Origin of the sequence: Methylobacterium cerastii (genome assembly GCF_022179125.1) — a bacterium.
Classification (GTDB): domain Bacteria; phylum Pseudomonadota; class Alphaproteobacteria; order Rhizobiales; family Beijerinckiaceae; genus Methylobacterium; species Methylobacterium cerastii.
This window is the reverse complement of record NZ_BPQG01000051.1, coordinates 85,016-104,087: the sequence shown is the minus strand read 5'-3', so window position 1 is coordinate 104,087 and position 19,072 is coordinate 85,016. Positions and strand designations below refer to the sequence as shown.

13 protein-coding genes are annotated in these 19,072 nt (G+C 70.5%); 8 read left to right on the top strand and 5 right to left on the bottom strand.

What is annotated here, in order from left to right; translation table 11 throughout:
- Nucleotides 1-147 precede the first annotated feature (147 nt).
- Nucleotides 148-291 (bottom strand): hypothetical protein, encoded by a 144-nt coding sequence (locus MFF13_RS16850; protein ID WP_187275110.1) that lies wholly within the window; start codon nt 289-291, stop codon nt 148-150.
- A gap of 146 nt (nt 292-437) precedes the next feature.
- Nucleotides 438-3,956: a DNA polymerase III subunit alpha gene (gene dnaE, locus MFF13_RS16845; protein ID WP_147827950.1), complete on the bottom strand. Its 3,519-nt coding sequence runs from the start codon at nt 3,954-3,956 to the stop codon at nt 438-440.
- A gap of 655 nt (nt 3,957-4,611) precedes the next feature.
- Between dnaE and MFF13_RS16840 the strand changes: the two genes are divergently transcribed.
- Genes MFF13_RS16840 through MFF13_RS16825 form a run of 4 tightly spaced genes read left to right on the top strand, consistent with a single transcriptional unit; the run spans nt 4,612 to nt 8,477 of the window.
- Nucleotides 4,612-5,859, top strand: a complete 1,248-nt coding sequence (locus MFF13_RS16840) for an acyl-CoA dehydrogenase family protein (RefSeq protein ID WP_147764893.1) — start codon at nt 4,612-4,614, stop codon at nt 5,857-5,859.
- Entirely contained in the window at nt 5,856-6,917 is a 1,062-nt protein-coding gene (locus MFF13_RS16835) for a phosphotransferase family protein (protein ID WP_238272553.1), read from the top strand. The genes MFF13_RS16840 and MFF13_RS16835 overlap by 4 nt, the downstream gene beginning before the upstream one ends.
- Nucleotides 6,914-7,690 (top strand): SDR family NAD(P)-dependent oxidoreductase, encoded by a 777-nt coding sequence (locus tag MFF13_RS16830; RefSeq protein ID WP_373322564.1) that lies wholly within the window; start codon nt 6,914-6,916, stop codon nt 7,688-7,690. The genes MFF13_RS16835 and MFF13_RS16830 overlap by 4 nt, the downstream gene beginning before the upstream one ends.
- Before the next feature lie 4 nt (nt 7,691-7,694).
- A complete protein-coding gene (locus tag MFF13_RS16825) occupies nt 7,695-8,477 on the top strand; it encodes an SDR family NAD(P)-dependent oxidoreductase (protein WP_147764895.1) in 783 nt (260 codons plus the stop codon).
- A 188-nt stretch (nt 8,478-8,665) separates the two neighbouring features.
- On the opposite strand, the gene MFF13_RS16820 is transcribed toward MFF13_RS16825, so the two are convergent.
- Both MFF13_RS16820 and MFF13_RS16815 read right to left on the bottom strand, forming a co-directional pair.
- Nucleotides 8,666-10,762 carry a 3-hydroxyacyl-CoA dehydrogenase NAD-binding domain-containing protein gene (locus tag MFF13_RS16820; protein WP_238272552.1) on the bottom strand — a complete coding sequence of 699 codons (2,097 nt, stop codon included), beginning with the start codon at nt 10,760-10,762 and terminating at the stop codon, nt 8,666-8,668.
- Between the two features lie 84 nt (nt 10,763-10,846).
- A complete protein-coding gene (locus tag MFF13_RS16815; protein ID WP_147827942.1) occupies nt 10,847-12,040 on the bottom strand; it encodes a CaiB/BaiF CoA transferase family protein in 1,194 nt (397 codons plus the stop codon).
- Between the two features lie 187 nt (nt 12,041-12,227).
- Here MFF13_RS16815 and MFF13_RS16810 point away from each other — a divergent pair, with 187 nt between their 5' ends.
- The 4 genes from MFF13_RS16810 (at nt 12,228) to MFF13_RS16795 (ending at nt 17,646) form a co-directional block, all read left to right on the top strand.
- Nucleotides 12,228-13,931 carry an AMP-binding protein gene (locus MFF13_RS16810; protein WP_373322563.1) on the top strand — a complete coding sequence of 568 codons (1,704 nt, stop codon included), beginning with the start codon at nt 12,228-12,230 and terminating at the stop codon, nt 13,929-13,931.
- The gene (locus MFF13_RS16805) at nt 13,928-15,112 is read left to right on the top strand and encodes an acetyl-CoA C-acyltransferase (RefSeq protein WP_147764900.1); all 1,185 of its coding nucleotides are present in this window, start codon (nt 13,928-13,930) and stop codon (nt 15,110-15,112) included. The genes MFF13_RS16810 and MFF13_RS16805 overlap by 4 nt, the downstream gene beginning before the upstream one ends.
- 3 nt (nt 15,113-15,115) lie before the next feature.
- A complete protein-coding gene (locus MFF13_RS16800) occupies nt 15,116-16,312 on the top strand; it encodes an acyl-CoA dehydrogenase family protein (protein WP_238272550.1) in 1,197 nt (398 codons plus the stop codon).
- A 182-nt stretch (nt 16,313-16,494) separates the two neighbouring features.
- The gene (locus MFF13_RS16795) at nt 16,495-17,646 is read left to right on the top strand and encodes an acyl-CoA dehydrogenase family protein (protein WP_147764902.1); all 1,152 of its coding nucleotides are present in this window, start codon (nt 16,495-16,497) and stop codon (nt 17,644-17,646) included.
- 99 nt (nt 17,647-17,745) lie between these two features.
- On the opposite strand, the gene MFF13_RS16790 is transcribed toward MFF13_RS16795, so the two are convergent.
- Entirely contained in the window at nt 17,746-18,972 is a 1,227-nt protein-coding gene (locus tag MFF13_RS16790; protein ID WP_147763950.1) for a TetR/AcrR family transcriptional regulator, read from the bottom strand.
- Nucleotides 18,973-19,072 lie beyond the last annotated feature (100 nt).

Here is a 19,072-nt window from a genome sequence, read left to right as displayed (position 1 = left end):
CCCCTCGTCCGCAAGTACTGACATCGACGTCGGTGCGGGCTTCGTTCGCGAAGCCCGCGCAGCAAAAAGGGCTCCTCCCATGCCGCCGCGGCGGATGGGAGGAGCCCTTTTTTCGTTCCGACCGACGTCGAGCGTCGCGGCGCCTCCTCAGACCCAGGTGCGCTTGAGCGCGATGGTGACGCGCCCGCCGCCATGCTCCGCATCCGGGTTGCGCAGCTCGCGCAAGCCCGGAGCCCGGCCCGTCGTCAGGTAGACGACCACCGTCAGCGCCAGCACCACCTTCGTCCGCATCGACCCTGTCCCGCTTGGTTAAGCGAGGCTGTGTAGGATCGCTTGGTTTTGACGAAGTTGCGCCAGCGCACCCCGGCCGGGTGTCCGGGCGATTCCCGTCGAACGTGGTTTGCGGATCGTGAACGCGACGCCAGTGGCGGCGCGGTTCAGTTCACCTCGACCTGCACCACGCCCGGCACCGCGCGCAGCATCCCGGCGATCTGCGGGGTGGCCTGGTACTTGTCGCGCAGCTTGATCTCGACCTCGCGCCCGCCGCCGTCGAGGAGCAGGATGAGCGAGACCTCGCCCTCCCCGCGCATGGCGAGGCGCTGCTGCACGGCGCCGATCGGACCCTCGTCGCGCAGGTAGATCCGCATGCCCTTCTGGTAACGGGCCACCGCAGCGTCGAGGGGTTCGGCGGCCAGGATCCGCGCGCGAACGTCCTCGCCTTCGAGGTTGGCCTGGAGCTGCAGCACCAGCGGCTGGCCCGGCTCCAGGATCTCGCGGTAATGTCCGAGGCCTTCGGAGAAGATGATCGCCTCGAAATGCCCGGTCTGGTCCGAGAGCGTGACGATGCCGAGCTTGTTCCCGGTCTTGGTGCGGCGCTCCGAGCGATCGAGCACCGAGGCGGCGACCTTGCCGACGCTCGACGTGCCGGCGCGGACCGAGCGGCAGAACTCCGCCCAGCTCTGCACCCGGAGCTTGCCCAGCAGGTCCTGATACTCGTCGAGGGGATGGCCCGAGACGAAGAAGCCGATCGCCTCGTATTCGCGCTTCAGTTTCTCGGCCATCGGCCAGCCCTCGTAGGCCGGGATGCGCAGGCTCACGTCGGTGGAGGTGACGCCGCCGAACATGTCACTGATGCCGGCGGTCTCCGCCTCGGCCGCGCCCTGGGCGAGCTTCATCATCGGCTCGACCGCGGCGCACGCCCGGGCGCGATCCAGCTCGATGCCGTCCATGGCCCCGGCCGCCACCAGGCTCTCCAGGGTGCGCTTATTGACGTGACGCGGGTTGAGCCGGCGGGCGAGGCAGGCGAGGTCCTCGAACGGCCGCTCGCCGCGCGCCTCGACGATCGACTTCACCGCCTCGCGGCCGACGCCCTTGATCGCGGCCAGCGCGTAGCGGATGCGGCCCTCATGCACCTCGAAGGTGACGCCGGACGTGTTGATCGAGGGCGGCTCGACGACGATCTTGAGGCGCTGCGCATCCTGCCGGAATTCGGCGAGCTTGTCAGTGTTGTCCATGTCGAGGTTCATCGCGGCGGCGAGGAACTCGACCGGATAGTTCGCCTTCAGGTAGGCGGTCTGGTAGGTCAGCAGGGCGTAGGCGGCCGCGTGGCTCTTGTTGAAGCCGTAATCGGCGAACTTCGCCAGCAGGTCGAAGATCTCGTTAGCCTTGGGCTTGGTCAGCCCACCCTCGATGCAGCCCTTCACGAAGCGCTCGCGCTGGGCGTCCATCTCCGCGCGGATCTTCTTGCCCATGGCGCGCCGGAGCATGTCGGCCTCGCCCAGCGAGTAGCCGGCCAGGAGCTTGGCGATCTCCATCACCTGCTCCTGGTAGACGATGATTCCGAAGGTCTCCTTCAGCGCCGGCTCCAGCTTGGGGTGCGGATACCACGTCGCCTCGTTGCCGGCGTCGCGCCCGAGCTTGCGCTCGCAATAGACCGGGATGTTGGCCATCGGGCCCGGCCGATAGAGGGCGACCAGCGCGATGATGTCCTCGAAGCGGTCGGCCTGCATCTCGCAGAGCGCTTTTCGCATGCCGGCCGATTCCACCTGGAACACGCCGACCGTCTCGCCACGGCCCATCGGCGCGTAGGTCTTCTCGTCGTCCAGCGGCAGTGCCGCGAGGTCGACGATCACACCGCGCTGCGCCAACAGGTCGGTGCAGCACCGCAGCATGGTGAGCGTCTTGAGGCCCAAAAAGTCGAACTTCACGAGGCCCGCGGCCTCGACCCACTTCATGTTGAACTGGGTCACGCGCATCCCGGTCTTCGGGTCGCGGTAGAGCGGCACCAGCTGCTCCAGGGGCCGGTCGCCGATGACGACGCCGGCCGCGTGGGTCGAGGCGTGGCGATGCAGGCCCTCGAGCTTCTTGGCGATCTCCATGAGCCGGGCGACGACCGGCTCTTCCTCCATCGCCTGCTGCAGCTTGGGCTCGCCCTCGATCGCCTGGACCAGCGTCACCGGGTTGGCCGGGTTCTGCGGCACGAGCTTGGTCAGCTTGTCGACCTGCCCGTAGGGCATCTCGAGCACGCGGCCGACGTCGCGCAGCACGCCGCGCGCCTGTAGCGTACCGAAGGTGATGATCTGCGCCACCTGCTCGTGGCCGTAGCGCTCCTGCACGTACTGGATCACGCGCTCGCGCCCCTCGACGCAGAAGTCGATGTCGAAGTCCGGCATCGAGACGCGCTCGGGGTTGAGGAAGCGCTCGAACAGCAGGCCGAACCGCAGCGGGTCGAGGTCGGTGATCAGGAGCGCGTAGGCGACGAGCGAGCCCGCGCCCGAGCCGCGGCCGGGGCCGACGGGGATGTCGTGGTCCTTGGCCCACTTGATGAAGTCGGACACGATCAGGAAGTAGCCGGGGAACTTCATCCCGACGATCACGTCGAGCTCGAACGCCAGGCGGTCGCGGTAGCTCTGCTCGGTGAAGCCCTCGCACGGCCCGTGCTGCCGCAGGCGCAGCTCGAGGCCGGCCTCGGCCTGGCGCCGCAGCTCGGTCGGCTCGTCGGCGGCGACCTCGGCCGGCACGCCAGGCGCGGCCTCGGCCAGCGTGTCCTGCCTCGGGGCCGCCTCACCCGCCGCGACGCGGGAAAAGTTCGGCAGGATCGGCTTGCGGGTGCGGACGCGGACGGCGCAGCGCATCGCGATCTCGACGGTCGCCTGCAGGGCGTCCGGCAGGTCGGCGAAGAGCTCGGCCATCTCCGCGCGGGTCTTGAAGCCGTGCAGCCGGGTGAGCTTGCGGCGGCGGTCGTCGGAGACGACGCGGCCGTCGGCGATGGCGAGCAGGGCGTCGTGGGCGTCGTAATCGCCCGCCTTGCCGAAGAACGGCTCGTTGGCGGCGGCGATCGAGAGGCCGTCGCGGTCGGCCATGCGCAGCAGCTCGGCCTCGATCCGGCGCTCGTCGTCGAGGCCGTGGCGCTGCAACTCGACGTAGAGCCGGCTCTCGCCGAACGTCGCGCGCAGCGCCGCGAGGCGCGACTCGGCGAGGTCGGGGCGGTTGGCGCGCAAGGCCGCGTCGACCGGCCCGGTGAAGCCTCCGGTGAGCGCGATCAGCCCGTCCGACGCTTCAGCGAGAGCGGCGGCGGTCACGCAGGGCGCGTCGCCGAGGTTGGTGTCGAAGTAGGCGCGGCTCGCTAGCCGCAGCAGGTTGCCGTAGCCGACCTCGTCCTGGGCCAGCACCACGATGCTGCCGGGAGGCTTGGCGGCGCGTGCCATCGGGTCGATCGCCTCGAACGCCACCGAGAGCTGCATCCCGGCGATCGGCTGGATGCCGGCGCCGGCGGCCTTCTCGGAAAACTCCAGCGCGCCGAACAGGTTGTTGGTGTCGGTGAGCGCGAGCGCCGGCTGATGGTCGGCCAGCGCCGACTTCACGATGTCGCCGACCTTGAGGGCGCCTTCGAGCAGGGAATAGGACGAGTGGACGTGGAGGTGGACGAATCCGACCTCCTTGAGCTGGCGCGCCATGACGGTCCTTGTGCGGGTGCCCCAGGAATCCGTCCTTCGGCCGCAGGAGTCGATGGCTGGCGCGCTGCGATCTCCGATATCCACCGCCGATGTGGCGTTTGGGACGCTGGGTCCGCGACCGATTCTCCTGTGCACGGCCGCGCCGGCAACCTGTGCCGGCGAGCCGCCGTCAACGGATCGGCGCCAAGGCTACCGCCCACCCCGCCACCGCGACCGCGAGCAGCCCGAAGGCCATGAACTCCGCGACGCCGACCAGAACCATCCGCTTGAGCATGTCGGTCACTCCGTTTCGATGACCGTATTTTGTTCCTGTTTTGTTCTATGTAAAGCGTGCGCTCGTTCGACGTATCGACTTGGTTAGCGAAGCGTTACGAACGCATCCTTGGTCCGGAATCCCACCGATTCCACCCACCACCATAGTGTTCGGGCTTCTAACATCCAATATTAAGATTGACGCCGTGTCTTCGGTCCGCCGAGATCGCCTTGCGGTTGCGTCCTGCGACGGACCGCACGTCCGGTCCGGGCCGCCGTCGCAGACGGCCGGCGCGATCTTTCAGGCCTGGCCCGGTCGGGGCTTGTCGCCCGATTCGAAGCGGGAGTACGGTCCCTTCGCCCAGCCGCGCGATGACGTCGGCGGGCCCAGGGAGTGGAAGCATTGGATTTTTCCCCGTCCTCGACGCAGGAGCGCTGGCTCAAGCGCGTGCGCGACTTCATGGCCGCCGAGGTCTACCCGGCGCTCGACGCCGTGAAGGCCGAGACGGCGCAGACCGTGCCCGACCGCTGGGCGCCCTCCGAGGCGATCGAGGGCCTGAAGGCGAAGGCGCGCGCGGCCGGCCTATGGAACCTGTTCCTGCCGCCCTCGCCCGAGCACGACACCGAGGAATTCCGGGGTGCCGGGCTGACCAACCTCGACTACGCGCGCTGCGCCGAGGAGATGGGCCGGATCGCGTGGGCCTCGGAGGTGTTCAACTGCTCGGCGCCCGACACCGGCAACATGGAGGTGCTGCACCGCTACGGCAGCGCGATGCACAAGGAGCGCTGGCTCAAGCCCCTGATGGCCGGAGAGATCCGCTCCGCCTTCCTGATGACCGAGCCGGAGGTCGCCTCCTCGGACGCGACCAACATCGCGACCTCGATCCGCCGCGACGGCGACCACTACGTCGTCAACGGCCGCAAGTGGTGGTCCACCGGCGTCGGCGACCGGCGCTGCAAGGTCGCGATCGTCATGGGCAAGACCGACCCCGACGCGCCGCGCCACCAACAGCAATCCCAGATCTTCGTGCCCCTCGACGCGCCCGGCGTCGAGATCAAGCGGATGCTCTCGGTGTTCGGCTACGACGAGGCCCCACACGGCCACGCCGAGGTGATCCTGCGCGACGTGCGCGTGCCGGCCGAGAACCTGATCCTCGGCGAGGGCCGCGGCTTCGAGATCGCCCAGGGCCGCCTCGGGCCGGGGCGCATCCACCACTGCATGCGCACCATCGGCGCGGCCGAGGCCGCCCTGGAGGCGATGGTGCGCCGCCTGCTCTCGCGCACCGCCTTCGGTAAGCGGCTGGCCGACCAGTCGGTCTGGGAGCAGCGGGTGGCGGAAGCCCGCATCGACATCGAGATGACGCGGCTGCTCTGCCTGAAGGCCGCCGACATGATGGACAAGGTCGGCGCCAAGGCGGCCAAGCTCGAGATCGCGATGATCAAGGTCGCCGCCCCGCGCATCGCGCTGAAGGTGCTCGACGACGCGATCCAGGCCCATGGCGGCGCCGGCGTCTCCGACGACTTCGACCTGGCGCGGACCTACGCCCACGTCCGCACCCTGCGGCTGGCCGACGGACCGGACGAGGTGCACAACCGCTCGATCGCGCGCCTGGAATTCGCCCGGCACAGCAACGCGGGCCCCGCCGCGTGAGCGAGACCGGGGACGCCGCCTTCGCCGGCACCAAGCCGGTCGACCCGCGCCACCGGATCGACGAGGCCGCGCTGTCGGCCTGGATGGCCGGGCACGTGGCGGGCTTTCGCGGCCCGCTCGCGCTGCGCCAGTTCAAGGGCGGCCAATCGAACCCGACCTATCGGCTGGAGACGCCGGGCGGGGCCTACGTGCTGCGACGCAAGCCGTTCGGCCCGCTGTTGCCCTCGGCGCACGCGGTCGAGCGCGAATACCGCCTGATCCGGGCGCTGCACGGCACCGGCTTCCCGGTGCCCCGCGCCGACGCGCTGTGCGAGGATGCCGGCGTCATCGGCGCGGCCTTCTACGTGATGGAGGCGGTCGAGGGCGCGGTGCACTGGAACGCGGCCCTGCCCGACCTCGGGCCGGCGGAACGGCGCGGCGTCTACGAGGGGATGATCGCGACACTGGCGCGCCTGCACCAGACCGACCACACCGCGATCGGGCTCGGCAATTACGGGCGGCCGGGCAACTACTTCGCCCGCCAGGTCGATCGCTGGACCAGGCAGTACCGCGCCGCCGAGGGCGACCGGCTCGAGGCGGCCGAGCGGCTGATCGCGTGGCTGCCGCGGACCGTGCCGGAGCAGGACCGCGTCTCAATCGTCCACGGCGACTACCGCCTCGACAACATGATCTTTTCGGGCGGCCGCGTGGCCGCGGTGCTCGATTGGGAACTCTCGACGCTGGGCGATCCGCTCGCCGACTTCAGCTACCTGCTGATGCACTGGGTGCTGCCGGCGGACGGGCGCAGCGCGCTCGGCGGCCTCGACCTCGGGAGCCTCGGCATCCCGGCGCAGGCGGAGGCGGTGGCGCTCTACTGCCGCGAGACCGGGCGCGACGGCCTGCCCGACCTGAACTGGTACTTCGCCTACAACCTGTTCCGCCTGGTCGGCATCCTGCAGGGCATCGCCGGGCGGATGAAGGCCGGCACCGCCGCGAGCGACCACGCCGCCGACATGGCGGCCCGCGTCCCCAAGCTCGCCGACGCGGCCTGGTCCTTCGCCGTGAAGGCCGGGGCCTGACCGCGATGGCTCGGATCGTCGTCGTTACCGGCGCTGCGGGCGGCATCGGCCGCGCCCTCTGCGCGCGGTTCGCGGCGGACGGCGCGACGGTCGTCGCCGCCGACATCGATGCGGCCGGCGCTGCCGAGACCGCGGCCGAGGTCGGCGGCACGCCCGCGACCTGCGACGTGGGCGAGGCCGAGAGCGTCGCCGACCTCGTCGCGCACACGATCCGCAACCACGGCCGGGTGGATGTCTACGCCTCGAATGCCGGCATCCTGCTCCGCGATCCCGATCCCGAGAACGCGGCCTCCGCAGCGGAAGCCGACTGGGCCAGCGCCTGGGCCGTCAACGTCATGGGCCACGTCCACGCGGCGCGGGCGCTGCTGCCGGATTGGATCGCCCGGCGCTCCGGGAGCTTCCTCGCCACGGTTTCCGCGGCGGGGCTCCTCAGCCAGATCGGCAGCGCCACCTATTCCACCACCAAGCACGCTGCGCTCGGCTTCTGCGAGCACCTGGCGATCACCCATCGCGATCACGGCATCCGCGTCGCCGCGCTGTGTCCGCAGGGCGTCGACACGGCGATGGTGCGCGGCGCCTCCCCGCGCGAGCCGGCTCTGCGCGACGGCCTGCTCAGCCCTGACGCCGTAGCCGAGGCGGCGTTCACGGGGCTCGCGGAGGGCCGATTCCTGATCCTGCCGCACGGCCAAGTCGCCGCGTACGTGCGCCGCAAGGCCGACGACCACGACCGCTGGATCGGCGGCATGGCCAAGCTCAGACGCGCGAGAGGATGATCCGATGTCGCTGTTCGATCTCACCGGCAAGGTCGCCGTCATCACCGGCTCGTCCCGGGGAATCGGCCGCGCCATCGCCCTGCGCATGGCCGAGCAGGGGGCGCGGGTGGTGGTGTCGTCGCGCAAGCGCGAGGCCTGCGACGCGGTCGTGGCCGAGATCGAGGCGGCGCACGGCGCGGGCCGCGCGATGGCGGTGCCGGCCAGCATCTCGGTGAAGGACGACCTCGTCCGCCTGATCTTCGAAACCCGCGAAAAATTCGGGGAAGTGGACGTGCTGGTCTGCAATGCCGCCAGCAACCCGTATTACGGCCCGCTCGCCGAGATCAAGGACGAGCAATTCCAGAAGATCCTGTCGAACAACGTCGTCTCGAACCACTGGCTGATCCAGCTCGTGGCGCCGTCGATGATCGCCCGGCGGGACGGCGCGATCGTCATCGTCTCCTCGATCGGCGGCCTCAAGGGCTCGCCGGTGATCGGCGCCTACAACGTCTCGAAGGCCGCCGACATGCAGCTCGCCCGCAACTACGCGGTCGAGTACGGCCCGCACAACGTCCGCGTGAATTGCATCTGCCCCGGCTTGGTACGCACCGACTTCGCCCGCGCCCTCTGGGAGGACCCGAAGGTTCTGGAAGCCGCGACCTCGGGCGCCCCGTTGCGCCGCATCGGCGAGCCGGACGAGATCGCGGGCGCCGCGATCTTCCTCGCCTCCGCCGCGGGGCGGTTCACGACCGGTCAGGCGATCGTGGTGGATGGCGGCGTGACGATCGCCAGCGGGGCGATCGGGTAAGAGAGACGATCGCTCGAAGCCCTGTGCGGCCCCCTCTCCCGTTCGGGAGAGGGTTGGGGTGTGGGGTCAGGTCGATCCGGACAGGGCACGCCCCTCACCCTGTCCCTCTCCCGAACGGGAGAGGGGACCAGCGGCACCTTCGGCAACCCGAGAAGTCGCAGCCGCGCGAAGGTTGGAGGGTGGCGCTTTCAGCCTGCGTTCCGCGCCGCCTTGTCGTACCCGGCGAAGCTCCCGCCTTCCGCGACGAGCTTTTCCAACAGGGCCGAGGGTGTGAATTCCGGCCCGTGCTCGGCTTCGAAAGCCTTCATCCGAGCCAGGATCGTGTCGAGGCCGATGGCGTCGGCCCAGTGCATCGGGCCGCCGGTGTAGACCGGCCAGCCGTAGCCGTTGATCCACACCGTATCGATGTCGGAGGCCCGCAGCGCCTTGCCCTCTTCGAGGATCTTGGCGCCCTCGTTGACCATCGGATAGAGGCAGCGCTCCAGGATCTCCTGGTCCGTCACGGTGCGGCGGGCGATGCCCTTGCGCTCGGACACCTGACGGATCACCGCATCGACTTCGGACGAGGGCGTGGACTGCCGGTTCTCGTCGTAATCGTAGAAGCCGCGCCCGGTCTTCTGTCCGCGGCGGTCCTGCTCGCACAGGATGTCGCGCACGCTCTCGCCCTTCGAGGTCTCGGCCGACCAGCCGATGTCGAGGCCGGCGAGGTCGCTCATCGCGAACGGCCCCATCGGCAGACCGACGCCCTCGACCACGCGGTCCACGTCCTGCGGCAGGGCGCCTTCGAGGATCAGCTTGTTGGCCTCGCGTTGGCGCTGCTCCAGCATGCGGTTGCCGACGAAGCCGTGGCAGACGCCGACCAGCACCGCGACCTTGCCGATCCGCCGCCCCAGGGCCATCGCGGTGGCGATCACGTCTGGTGCGGTCTTCGCGCCGCGAACCACTTCGAGGAGCCGCATGACGTTGGCCGGCGAGAAGAAGTGCATGCCGATCACGTCCTGCGGGCGCTTCGTCATGCCGGCGATCACGTCGATGTCGAGGTAGGAGGTGTTGGAGGCGAGGATCGCGCCCGGCTTAGCGATGGCGTCGAGCTTCTCGAAGATCGTGCGCTTGAGGTCCGTGTCCTCGAACGCCGCCTCGATGATCAGGTCGCACGCGGCGAGGTCGGCGAAGTCGAGGCTGTCGGTGAGCAGCCCCATCCGGGTCTCGACGTCGGCGGCGGTGATGCGGCCCTTCTTGGCCGAGCCGTCGTAGTTCCTGCGGATCGTCTTCAGCCCGCGCTCCAGCGCCTCGGGCTTGGCCTCGACGATCGTCACCGGGATGCCGGCGTTGAGGAAGTTCATGCTGATGCCGCCACCCATCGTGCCGGCGCCGATGATGCCGACGCGGGCGACCGCGCGGGTCGGCGTGTCCTTGCCCAGGCCCGGGATCTTGGCGGCCTCGCGCTCGGCGAAGAAGACGTGGCGCTGGGCGATCGACTGGGCGCCGTGCATCAGCCGCTCGAAGGTCTCGCGCTCGAAGGCCATGCCTTCCGCGAACGGTCTATTGCAGGCCGCCTCGACGCAGCGGATGCAACCCTCCGGCGCCTCGAAGCCGCGGAACTTCTTCGCATTCGCCTTGCGGAAGGCCTCGAAAAGGCCGGGGTTGTCGCGACCCTCGGCGATCCGGTCGTCGCGGTCGCGGATGCGCGGCGAGGCCTGCCCCTCGGCCAGGACGCGCTCGGCGAAGGCGACCGCGTCGGCCACCAGCGTGTCCGCGCCGGTCAACGCATCGACGAGCCCCATCGCCTGCGCGGCCTTGGCGCCGACGGGCTGGCCCGAGGTGATGATTTCCAGAGCCTTCTGCGGGCCGACCACCCGCGGCAGGCGCTGCGTGCCGCCGGCGCCCGGCACGAGGCCGAGCTTGACCTCCGGCAGGCCGAGCTTGGCCGAGGGCGTCGCGACCCGGTGGTGGCAGGCGAGCGCAAGCTCGAGGCCGCCGCCGAGCGCCTGCCCGTGGATCGCGGCGACCACCGGCTTGAACGAGGTCTCGATGATGTCGAGCAGCTCACCCAGGCCCATGCCGCGAGGCGGCTTGCCGAACTCCGTGATGTCGGCGCCGCCCGAGAACAGCTTGCCCGAACCGGTGAGCACGATCGCGCCGACCGCCTCGTCCGCGCCCGCTTCCGCGATCCGGTCGCGCAGGCTCTCGCGGACGGCCGAGCCAAGCGCGTTCACCGGCGGCGAGGCCAGAGTGATCACGGCGATGCGGCCGTCGCGGCGGAGGGTGGTCGGGGTGTCGGTCATGCTGGCTTCCTCATCGTCGCCGCGCCCGGTTCGCTCCGGGCGTCGGCCGTTTTCGAGATCGGGGTCCGGCCCTGTCGGCGAGGCTCAGCCAGCGACGACGCCGCGTGCCCGCAGGTCCGCGATATGCTCCGAATCGAGGCCGAGTTCCGTGAGCAGCGCGTCGGTGTGCTCGCCGAGGCTCGGCGGCGGCCGGCGCACCGGCGGCCGGTCGCCGTCGAGGCGATAGGGCGGCGCGAGGACGGGCGAGCGGCCCGCGTGCAGCATGCCGGCCTGCGCCGTGCGCTCGGAGCGGAAAGCCTCGTGCAGGCCCGCGACCTCGCCGCAGGGGATGCCCGCGGCGCGAAGCGCCTCGATCAGCGCCGCCCGCGGGATGCGGGTGAGCTCGCGGTCGATCTCGGGGGCGAGCCGTGCGCGATGGCGCGAGCGGCCGAGGTTGGTCGCGAAGTCCGGGTCGGCGGCGAGGTCTTCGCGGCCGATCACCGTGCAGAAGCGGCGATACTGGCCGTTGTTGCCGACCGTGATCACGAGGGGACCGTCCGCCGCCTCGAACACGCCGTAGGGCACGATCGCCGGGTGGGCGTTGCCGACCCGCTCGGGATCGCGGCCGAGGGCGAGGGCCGCGAGGCCGACATAGGAGGTGAGGCTGAGGCCGGAATCGTAGAGCGCCATCTCGACGTGGCGGCCGCGCCCGGTGCGGTGGCGTTGCAGCAGCGCGGCGAGCACCGCCTGCGCCGCGTACTGGCCGGTGAACAGGTCCACCGCCGCCACGCCGAACTTCAGCGGCGGCTCCTCGGGCCGGCCGTTCAACGCCATCAGCCCGGACTCGCCCTGCACCACGAGGTCGTAGCCCGGCCGGTCCGCCTCCGGCCCGTCGCCGACGTAGCCGGCCACCGAGCAGTAGACCAAGCCCGGGTTCTCGGCCGAGAGGCGCGCGTAGCCGAGGCCGAGCTTGTCGGCGCCGCCGCGCTTGAAGTTCTGGATCAGCACGTCGCAGCCGGCGGCGATCCTGCGCGCCAGGTCCGCGCCCTCTTCGGTCGCGAGGTCGAGGCCGAGCGAGCGCTTGTTGCGGTTCACGCTGTCGAAATAGGTGGTGTTGCCCGGGCTGGTGGCGACGCCCCAGTCGCGGGTGTCGTCGCCGCGCTCGGGATGCTCGACCTTGATCACGTCGGCGCCGAGGTCGGCGAGCACCTGTCCACACCACGGGCCGGCCAGCACGCGCGACAGGTCGAGGACGCGGATGCCCGACAGCGGCAGGTCCTGTTCCGTCGTCGGCTCCATCGGTTCCTCCAGATCCTGAATTCGGCGCGTCTGCAGCGCCGCCCGGCGTCGCGCCCGGCCTTCCGGTTTCGAAAAACCGGTATGTTCGGTTGACAGCGACCGCCATCGGCATAAATCGAATTTCGCAATCATGGAACAGCGGCCCGCCCGAGGTCGCGTCTGGGAGGTTGGCGTGTCGCATCCGGCGATCCGAGAGGCCGAATCGCCAGCGGAGGCTCGGGCGGAGGCTCGGGCGCGGCACTTCCCCGAAGCCTGCGACTGGGACGGCGCGATCGAGGTCGGAACGATTCCGGACCTGCTCGCGGCCGGCGTCGCCGGGGCGAAGGGGCCGGCTTTCGATTTTCGCGGACGCGCGATCGGCTTTCCCGAATTCGCCGACCACGTCGAGGCGATCGCCGCCGGCCTGATCCGGCTCGGGTTGGCGCCCGACGCCACGATCGGCCTGCACCTGCCGAACACCCCGTTCCACCCTGTGGCGTTCTTCGCCGCAGCCCGCGCCGGGCTGCGGGTGGCGCACCTGTCCGGCCTCGATGCGCCGCGGGAACTTGCGCACAAGCTCGGCACCACCCGCGCCCGCGTCCTCGTGACCACCAACCTGCCCGGCTTCCTGCCGGTGGCGCTGACGCTGCTCGACGAGGGCGCCGTGGACACCGTCCTCGTCGGCGACGACGCGGAATGGGGCGCCTCCACCGTGCTGGAGCCCCTGCCGATCCCGGACCGCTCCGGCGTCGTACCGCTGGCCGCGTTGCGCAGCGCGCCGCGCCCGGCCGCCTGGCCGCAGCGCAAGCCCTCCGACGTGATGCTGCTGCAATTCACCGGCGGCACCACCGGCCTGCCGAAGGCGGCGATGCTGACCCACGGCAACCTGACGGCCGCCGTCTCGATGTACCGGCTCTGGACAGACGACGGCGACGAGGGCGAGGCCTCGGCCCGCGCCGTCTGCGTTCTGCCGCTGTTCCACATCTACGCGCTGACGACGGTGCTCCTGCGCGGCATCCGCGGCGGCACGCAGATCCTGCTGCGCCAGCGCTTCGACCCGGAGGAGATCGTCGCCGACATCGAAGTCCGCCGCGCCACGGCGCTGCCGGGGGTGCCGACGATGTGGTTCGCGCTGCTGAATCACCCCGGCATCGAGGCGGTGGACTTCTCGTCGCTCCGCTCGTGCATGAGCGGCGGCGCGCCCCTGCCCTTCGACGTGATGGGCCGCCTGAGCCGGCTGATGGGCGTCAACCTCGGGGTCGGCTGGGGCATGACCGAGACCTCGCCTGCCGGCACCCGCCTGCCGCGCGCGGCCGAGCGCCGGCCCGGCGTGATCGGCATCCCGTTGAAGGGCATCGCCATGCGGGTCGTCTCCCTCGACGACCCTTCGGTGGAGGTGCCGACCGGGGAGACCGGCGAGATCGCGATCCGCGGGCCCAACGTCTTCGCCGGCTACTTCGAGCAGCCGGACGCCACGGCCGAAGCGTTCCGCGACGGCTGGTTCCTCACCGGCGACATCGGGCGAGTGGACGAGAACGGCCTGTTCGACCTCGTCGACCGGCGCAAGAACATGATCATTTCGGGCGGCTACAACGTCTACCCGGTGCAGATCGAGAGCGCGATCTACGAGCATCCGGCGGTCGCCGAGACCATCGTCATCGGCATCCCTTGCAACTATCGCGGCCAGGCGGCCAAGGCCTTCGTCACCCTGAAGCCCGGCGCCGAGCGCTTCACCCTCGACGAGCTCAACGCCTTCCTCGCCAGCCGCATCGGCCGCCACGAGATCCCGCGGGCGCTCGAATTCCGGGACGCCCTCCCCCGTAGCCCGGCGGGCAAGCTGCTCGCCAGCGTGCTCGTCGCCGAAGAACAGGCCATGACGGCGCGCGACAACACCGGAGCCCGACCCGCATGATCGACGCCGTCATCGTCTCCACCGCCCGCACGCCGATCGGCAAGGCGTTCCGCGGCGCGCTGAACCTGACAGACGGCGCCGACCTCGGGGCGCACGCGATCCGCGCCGCGGTTGAGCGCGCCGGCGTCGAGCCGGCCGAGGTCGAGGAGGTCGTGCTCGGCTGCGGCTATCCTGAGAACGCGACCGGCGGCAACGTCGCGCGGCACGCGAGCCTCGTCGCCGGCATTCCGGTCGGGTCGGCCGGCGTGACGGTGTCGCGGTTCTGCGCCTCGGGCCTCGAGGCGATCGCCAGCGCCGCACGGCGCGTGATCCTCGACGGCGTGCCGGTGGCGGTGGCCGGCGGCCTCGAATCGATCAGCCTGGTGCAGCCGAAGGTGCAGAAGGAGCTGACCCGCAACGACTGGCTCTTCGCCCACCTGCCGGCGATCTACATGCCGATGATCGAGACCGCCGACATCGTCGCCGAGCGTTACGGCATTTCGCGCGAGGCCCAGGACGCGTTCGCGCTGGAAAGCCAGCGTCGCACCGCGGCGGCGCAGGAGCGCGGCCTGTTCGATGCCGAGATCGTGCCGATCTCCGCGATGATGTCGGTGACCGACAAGGCCACCGGCGAGACCCGCACCGTCGAGACGCGGCTCGCCAAGGACGAGGGCAACCGCCCCGACACGACGCTCGAAGGTCTGGCCAGGCTCAAGCCCGTGCGCGGCGAGACCGCGTTCATCACCGCCGGCAACGCCAGCCAGCTCTCGGACGGGGCCTCGGCCTGCGTGGTGATGTCGGGGGCGGAGGCCGTGAGGCGCGGGCTTGCCCCACTGGGCACCTTCCGCGGCTTCGCGTCGGCCGGCTGCGGCCCGGACGAGATGGGCATCGGCCCGGTCTTCGCGGTGCCGCGCCTGCTGGAGCGGCACGGGCTCAAGGTCGCCGACATCGACCTGTGGGAGCTGAACGAGGCCTTCGCGAGCCAGTCGCTGTACTGCCGCGACACGCTCGGGATCGACCCGGAGCGGGTCAACGTCAACGGCGGCGCCATCAGCGTCGGGCACCCCTTCGGCATGAGCGGCGCCCGCCTCGTCGGCCATGCCCTGCTCGAGGGCCGCCGCCGCGGGGCGCGCTACGCCGTCGTCACCATGTGCGTGGCCGGCGGCATGGGCTGCGCCGGCCTGTTCGAGATCGGGAACTGAGCCATGGACCTGCGCTTCACCGCCGAGGAGATCGCGTTTCGCGACGAGGTCCGCAGCTTCTGCCGCGAGAAGATCCCGGCCGAGATCCGCCGCAAGGTCTCGGAAGGCCGGGGCCTCGGCAAGGACGACGTCGTCACGGCCCAGCGCATCCTCAACGCCCGCGGCTGGGCCGTGCCGCATTGGCCGAAGGAATGGGGCGGCCAGGATTGGACGCCGATCCAGCGCTACATCTACACCGAGGAGCTGCTGCAGGCGGCGGTGCCGCTGCCGCAGCAGTTCAACTGCTACATGTTCGGCCCGGTGCTCGCGACCTTCGGCAACCAGGCGCAGAGGGAGCGCTTTCTGGCGCGCGCCGCGAACCTCGACGACTGGTGGTGCCAGGGCTTCTCCGAGCCCGGCGCCGGCTCCGACCTCGCCTCGCTCAAGACGAAGGCCGTGCGCGACGGCGACCACTACGTCGTCGACGGCCAGAAGACCTGGACGACGCTCGGCCAGCACGCCGACTGGATCTTCTGCCTCGTGCGCACCGACATGGAGGCGAAGAAGCAGCGCGGCATCTCCTTCCTGGTGATGGACATGACGACGCCCGGCATCACCGTGCGCCCAATCATCACCCTGGAGGGGCGCCACGAGGTCAACGAGGTGTTCTTCGATTCCGTGCGCGTGCCGGTCGAGAACCTGGTCGGCGAGGAGAACAAGGGCTGGGACTACGCCAAGTTCCTGCTCGCCAACGAGCGCACCGGCATCGCCCGGATCGGCCTGACCAAGGAGCGGATCCAGCGCATCAAGCGCTTGGCGCGGGAGATGCCGTCCGGCGCCGGCTCGATGTGGGACGACGGCGACTTCCGCGGACGCGTCGCCGAGGTCGAGATCGAGCTGAAGGCGTTGGAGATCACCCAGATGCGGGTCGCGGCCAAGCAGGGCCGCGCCGACTCGGTGCAACCCGACCCGGCCTCCTCGCTCCTCAAGATCCGCGGCTCGCAGCTCCAACAGGCCGCCACCGAACTGCTGGTGGAGCTGGCCGGCCCGTTCTCGCTCGCGGCGCCCGCCCGCGGCGGCGGCGGCAACAATCCGCCCGGCGGCTTCGACTGGGTGGATGCGGCCGCGCCGAGCTACTTCAACAACCGCAAGGTCTCGATCTACGGCGGCTCGAACGAGATCCAGCACAACGTCATCGCCAAGGGCATCTTGGGGCTTTGATTTCTGCTCCGTCCGGCGGGCGTGGCTCCGGACCACCCCCTCTCCCGGTGGGAGAGGGTTGGGGTGAGGGGCGTCACCTATCCGGAAAGGTCACGCCCCTCATCCTGTCCTTCTCCCCCTGGGAGAAGGGACCCGCGGCCGCATCGGTCGCGTCGAGCGTCTCGTAGAAAGCGGTTCGTTTCATGGATTTCGACTTCAGCGAAGAGCAGAACCTGTTGCGCGACAGCGTCGAGCGCTTCTGCGCCGACGGCTATCCCTCGCTGGAGGCGCGCCAGGCCCGGACCCGCGAGCCGATGGGGTTCTCCGAGGCGAACTGGGGCAAGCTCGCAGAGCTCGGCGTCTGCGGCCTGCCGTTCTCGGAAGAGGATGGTGGGTTCGGCGGCGGCGCGGTCGAGACGATGATCGTGATGGAGGCCATCGGCCGGAACCTCGCCGTCGAGCCGGTCTTCGCCAGCGGCGTCCTCGGCGCGACGGCGATTCGCCTCGGCGCCGATTCGGACCAGAAGGCGCGCTGGCTGCCCGGCCTGATCGAGGGCACCACGCGTCTCACGCTTGCCCACACGGAGCGGCAGTCCCGCTACGACCTTCACGATGTCGCGACGAAAGCCCGCCGCGAGGGCTCGCACTACGTGCTCGACGGCCAGAAGAGCGTGGTGCTGAACGCCGATTCCGCCGGCCTGATCGTGGTCAGCGCCCGCCTCTCGGGCGAGCGCCGCGACCGGCACGGCATCGGCCTGTTCGTGGTGCCGGCGGACGCGCCGGGCGTGACCATCGAAGCGTATCCGACCCAGGATGGCGGGCGGGCCGCGGAGGTCGCCTTCGCCAACGTCGCGGTCGGCGCGGACGCCGTCCTCGGCGATTCGGAGGACGGCCTGCCGCTCCTCGTGCGCGTGGCCGAGCACGGCATCGCGGCGCTGGCGGCAGAGGCGCTCGGCTCGATGTCGGCGCTGCACGCGCTCACCGTCGACTACCTCAAGCAGCGCAAGCAGTTCGGCGTGACAGTCGGCAGCTTCCAGGCGCTGCAGCACCGGGCGGTCGACATGCTGATCGCCCTGGAACAGGCGCGCTCGATGGCGATCTACGGGGCGATGATGGTGGATTCCGCCGACGCCGCCGAGCGCGCAGCCGCGCTCTCCGCGGTGAAGGTTCAGGTCAACAAGGCCTGCCGTTTCCTCGGCCAGGAGGCTGTGCAGCTCCACGGTGGCATCGGCATGACCATGGAGTACATCGGCGCGCACCACTTCAAGCGCTTGGCGATGATCGAGTACCAGCTCGGCGACACGCCCTACCACCTGCGCCGCGTCGCCGACGACGGCGGCCTGATCGCGGCCTAGAGCTTTTTCCGTGATCCCTGGATCACGGAAAAAGCTCTAACCTGATGTGTGGTCGCATTTTCTTCACGCGAGCCGGCATCCACCTCGCATGAAAATGCTCTAACCGGCCGGAGCGTAGACGCCGACGAACAGCGGGCGTGCGAAGACGTCCGCCGCGTGCGCCCCCTCGACCTCGCACCAGCGGTCGAGGTCTGAGGCCGCGTCGATCATGCTGCTCACGACCTGGGCCGCGATCGACGGGTCGATCGCGCGGATCGAGCCGTCGGCGATGCCGTCCCCGATCGGGAAGGCGAGGCGCTCCCACAGCCGCCGCATGGTCAGCGGGATCTCGGCCCGCAGGCTGTCCGGCAGGGCGCCGACCGCAGTGCAGCGCAGGAGCGGACCGCGCTCGGAGACCTGATGGCGCATCAGGGCGCGGGCGCAGGCGGTGATCCGCATCCAGCCGCTGCCGCCGGCGGCCTCCGCCGCCTCCTGCTCCCGCCGCAGGATTTCGAAGGTGCGCGCGAAGCACTGGGCGATCAGGTCGTCCTTGTTGTCGTTGTGGTGGTAGAACGAGCCCTTCGTCACGCTGAGCCGCGCCGAGATCTTCTCGACAGACGCGCCGCGATAGCCTTCCGCGTTGATGAGCGCGGTCGCCGCCCGCAGGAACGGCTCGGTCGGGTCGGCGGGCGCCGTGACGGGATCGGGCGCATCGCCGCTCCAGCGGCTCTCCGGCCCCGCGAGCCCGCGCAGCAGCAGGTCGGCGACGCGCTCGCCGACGCGGGGGTAGTCCGCCGCCTCGTAGCGGTCGATCCAGGCGCGGACTGTGTGGACCACCGAGATCACGAGATGCGTCCGCGCGTTCAGCGCGTCCCGGTCGAGACCCGGGAAGGCGGCTTCGGGGAAGAACGCCGTGCGCGCCTGCCGGAAGAAGGCGTTGTAGGCGGCATAGACCATCGCGCTCTGCGGCTCGGGCAGCGCGCGCATGTCGGTGAGCCGGACCTGCGGCGGCCGCGCCCCGATCTCGATCGCCGCCAGATCGCGGAAATACGCGGCGAGGAAGGCGGAGAGCCGCCGAGGCGGGTCGGCGGAGGCCGCCGTCTCGGCCAGCAGGGCCTCATGCCACGCGATGGTGCTGACGTAGCAGGCGGCCGCCAAGTCCTCCTTGCGGCGATAATAGTAGGTGATGCTGTTCGGCATGAGGCCGACGCTGCCGCCGACGTCGTTCAGCGCCGTGCCGCGGATGCCGCGGGCGTTGAAGTGCCGTGCCGCGGCGTCGAGGATGGCCTCGCGCTTCTGGGCGTAGCGTTTGGTCTGCCCCGCGGCGGGCCTGCCTCCATCGATCATCGTCGCGATTGAGCATGGCCTTACCCGGACTGACAAGCGGGCGGCCGCGAGACATGATACCCCGAAGCCACAGGGCGGCGGCTTCGTCGTTTAGCCAGTT